4 protein-coding genes and 1 pseudogene are annotated in these 3,678 nt (G+C 60.1%); 4 read left to right on the plus strand and 1 reads right to left on the minus strand.

Going from position 1 to position 3,678, the window contains the following annotated elements; all coding sequences use genetic code 11:
• The 4 genes and pseudogenes from CKO42_RS25915 to CKO42_RS27735 form a co-directional block, all read left to right on the plus strand.
• Window positions 1-317 (plus strand): annotated as a pseudogene (locus CKO42_RS25915) (hypothetical protein); the annotation flags it as partial.
• A 220-nt stretch (window positions 318-537) separates the two neighbouring features.
• Window positions 538-1,617, plus strand: coding sequence for a helix-turn-helix domain-containing protein (locus tag CKO42_RS25920; RefSeq protein WP_200252028.1), 1,080 nt, complete (start codon window positions 538-540; stop codon window positions 1,615-1,617).
• Between the two features lie 45 nt (window positions 1,618-1,662).
• Window positions 1,663-1,956 carry a PIN domain-containing protein gene (locus tag CKO42_RS25925; RefSeq protein WP_242479719.1) on the plus strand — a complete coding sequence of 98 codons (294 nt, stop codon included), beginning with the start codon at window positions 1,663-1,665 and terminating at the stop codon, window positions 1,954-1,956.
• Window positions 1,957-2,032: 76 nt separating this feature from the next.
• Window positions 2,033-2,176 carry a hypothetical protein gene (locus tag CKO42_RS27735; protein WP_242479720.1) on the plus strand — a complete coding sequence of 48 codons (144 nt, stop codon included), beginning with the start codon at window positions 2,033-2,035 and terminating at the stop codon, window positions 2,174-2,176.
• A 45-nt stretch (window positions 2,177-2,221) separates the two neighbouring features.
• Here the strand turns inward: CKO42_RS27735 and CKO42_RS25935 are convergent, their stop codons facing one another.
• Window positions 2,222-3,283, minus strand: a complete 1,062-nt coding sequence (locus tag CKO42_RS25935; protein WP_200252030.1) for a hypothetical protein — start codon at window positions 3,281-3,283, stop codon at window positions 2,222-2,224.
• Window positions 3,284-3,678 lie beyond the last annotated feature (395 nt).

A 3,678-nucleotide genomic window follows, 5' to 3' on the forward strand; every position in this document is an offset into this window, starting at 1 on the left:
TGTTCCGACTGATCGACTGGATGATCCGTTTACCTGCGCACTTGGAAGCAGACTTCCGCCAAGCACTCTATGCCTACGAGGAGCAACAACGTATGCCGTATGTCACCACCGTTGAACAGGCTGGGATTGACAAGGGTGTCGAATTGGGCGTCAAGCAGGGCGAAGCCCTCATCTTGCTAACGCAGCTACAAGAGAAATTCGGACCAGACAGCGTTGACGCCTACCGCGAGCGCATCACGGCTGCCGAGCCCGAGCAACTGCTGCAGTGGTCGAAACGCATCCTCAGCGCCGACACGCCGGAGACGATCTTTCACTAAGGCTCAGGGCATGGCGCCACGCCGGATAATGAATCCCCTCCGTCATTCCGGCCGGGAAGCCTGAATCCCGTGCAGGGAAAGCAACCTCGCAGCAGGCACTCAAGCTCAGCAATCACCCCTCAGCGCCACCGCGGCCGGTACCGAGCGCGATAAGGCCAACTCATGGGTTTAAAATGCTGTTAGGATACGCGATCATTTAAACCAAACCCAAGGAGGCGCCATGATTGCAGATCGCATTCGTCAAGCACGACTGGCGGCAGGTCTGACGCTGGGATCTTTGGGCGAGAAGGTCGGTGTATCGCACACCGCCATCCAGAAGTACGAGAAGGGTCTGCTAACGCCATCCTCGTCTCAACTGCTCAAGTTGGCGCGTGCATGCGGTATCCGCACCGAGTATTTTTTTCGCACGCACAGGGTCGAGCTGCTGCAGCCGGAGTTCCGCAAGCGCTCCTCCTTTGGCAAGAAGGCGCAGGAGGCGCTCAAGCTCAAGGTCGTGGAGTTGGTGGAAAAGCGTGTCGAGTTGCTCGGTGCCTTTCCTGAGTCGCCGCTGCTGGCGTTCTCTGCGCCCGAAGGGTTGCCCGAGCCCATCGCGTCGCTCGATGAGATCGAGGCCTTCTCGGATCAGGTGCGCAATGCCTGGCAACTGGGCATGAATCCCATTACTGATCTGATCGGCACCCTCGAGGCAGTCGGCTTGCTGGTGATCCTGGTTGACGAAGAAAACTCCAAGTTCTCGGGATTGACCGCCAAGGCGCGTACCGACGACGGTCGAGCGTATCCGGTGGTGGCGGTATCCAAACGCTGGCCCGGAGATCGCCAGCGTTTCACCCTGGCCCACGAGCTTGGGCATCTCCTGCTGGCCGACAGGCTGGTTGATGGCCTGGACGAGGAGAAGGCCTGTGACCGATTCGCCGGGGCTTTCCTGGCCCCCTGTGTCGCGGTGCTTCACCTGCTGGGGCAACAGCGTCAGGTGCTGGAATGGCAAGAACTCTATGTGCTAAAGCACGAGTTCGGACTGTCGATGACTGGGTGGCTGCAACGGGCGAAGCAGTGTGGGGTGATCAACGAAGCGGTTCATCTGTCGATGTTCAAAGGGTTTTCAGCCAAGGGCTGGCGCAAAAATGAGCCGGGCGACCGCTTGCCACAGGAACATCCAAAGCTTTTCGATCAGTTAGTTTATCGAGCCTTGGCCGAGCAGTACATCTCCGAAGGCAAGGCCGCGGAGCTGTTGGGCATCCCGATGATGCGCTTCCACAAAGAACGCCAGCTGGAGTCATCGGATGCGGTTGCTGATCAGTGATGCCAATATCCTGATCGACTCCCAATACATTTTGGCATTCCGGATTTGCTGTATCAGCTGTCCGCCAAGAGGGGCGCCAAACCGAGTTACCACGACTACTTGGCACTGGCACTGGCGAAACAGGAATCTTGCACGTTGCTCACGGGTGATGCCAACCTGCGGATTGTGGCCAGTCAGGAACAGGTCACAGTCATGGGCTCTATCGGCCTGCTGTGCGCCATGGTCGAAAACCAGCTGCTGAGGGTGGACGATGCGCTCGAGGCGCTGCAAAGAATGAAAGAGAGCAAGCGGCGTCTGCCCTGGGCTGATGCAGTCAAGATGCTTGAGGAACTGCGTTGACCATGGCCATCCATGCTTGGGACTTTTAGGGCTCTCAGTCGCCATTGTCCGCCCCTTCATTCACCGGTAAACGTCGATGCAAATTCTCCACCACGGCGCCATCGACGGCGTCACCGGCTCCTGCCACCAGCTGATCCTCGCCGACGGGCGCTCGCTGCTGATCGCTTACTGGAGGCCTCGGGGCGGTGACCTAGCAGAAGTCCCCTGCCCGCGCGCTTAGCGCTCGCGAGCGAGGAGGCCTATCCTGCGGCGGGGCGGCTGGCGATCAAGGACCGCAAACTTGCCGCAGCGCGCGAAGCCAGGCCGCGCTGTCCAGAGCATCAATGACCGGCCCGGTCAGTTCGAGCAGTAGGTCGAAATCGTCGACCTGCTCCAAGATCGACCGCGTCTCATCGGCGACCGTGGGGCCAAAACGTTTCTCGATCTGGCGCACCAAGATATTGCGGATTGGTCGGAGAGGCTCGAGTCGCGCGCGACGCGTTGTCTCTTCCGGGTTCGGTTGCTCGCGGAACTGCCAGAAGCTGTCTGGCGTGGTCGCGTAGTCGTGCTGGAGCGGCGCCAGGGATGTGATGTTGATGTCGGAGGCGTGGATGATCTCGCGCAGCGCATCTCGCTGTTTGCATTCCCACGCATCCGCCGTTGCATCCGTCACCGATAACAGATCGGTGCCGTCGTACCGGCACAGCTCGATCGCCATCTGCCCGATCCGCAAGGGCCGCTGCGAATCGATCCAGAAAAAGAACCGGAAGCGATAGGCAATATCCGACACCGGTTGCCAGTCGCCGGCGATGGCGCCCATGTCGGCGCTGCGCGTGGGCTGGGTGATGTATTGCAGCCAATGCAAGAGGTCGAGTCGGAGCGCATAGTCTCGCCATGGGCGCAGATATTGGGCTGTGGCAAGAAAGCGCCGGACTCGCTCCAACAGCGGATCGGTCTGTGGCGGAATGTCGAAAGGCTCGTCCGTCAGCGCCTCGTCGAGAGCGAAGCGGAGATGAAAGTCCGGCCACTCCTCGGGTGGCTTGTACCGATGCCAAAACTGACACTGCTCCTCATCCGAGGCGCGTTGAAGAAGGAACAAAAACGCAGCGGTGGCAAACTGTGGTGGCAGCGTCACATGGAGGTCGCCGAGCTGATCACGCAACAGACGATCGAGCCACGCCACCGGCAGCTGCCCGCCGAGCTGCTGCAAGCGTTCTCTGAACAACCGATACTCGGCAAGCGCATTCTCCGGCGTGCCGTCGCCCCACTTGTAGAAGCGCATGGCCAAGGTCATCGTGCCCGATCCGGGGTCGATGAGGTAGTAATCGTACCAGGCTCGTGTTGACATATTGGTCTCCCGACTTAACGCAGATATCCACTGAACAGCTTGCCTTGCCTTCCTCTTTAGCGGGTACGAGTATCCGTTAGCGAGTGGCGTGGGTTGCTGCATTCTAGCGGGCATCAGCGGCGCGCTGCGCATGATGCTGGCGTTGTTGACCATGACCCTATCGGCCAAACGGCAGGTCGTGCTGCCCGCTGAGTTGTGTCAGCTGCTTGCGCTCGCCCCGGGCGCGCAGGTGGAGGTGCAGGGAGGCCATGGGGTCAGGGAGGCCATGGGTAGAGTAGAGAGCAGGCATCCCGCGCCCGTAGACCCGGCCTATCTGTTTCCGCCCCTTTCGTTTGGCGGTGCCTCAATAGCCGAATCCTAGTCATGGGATACCAGCCCTCCCTCATCAAACCGTG

This window comes from Lamprobacter modestohalophilus, from assembly GCF_016583905.1.
Lineage (GTDB): Bacteria > Pseudomonadota > Gammaproteobacteria > Chromatiales > Chromatiaceae > Lamprobacter > Lamprobacter modestohalophilus.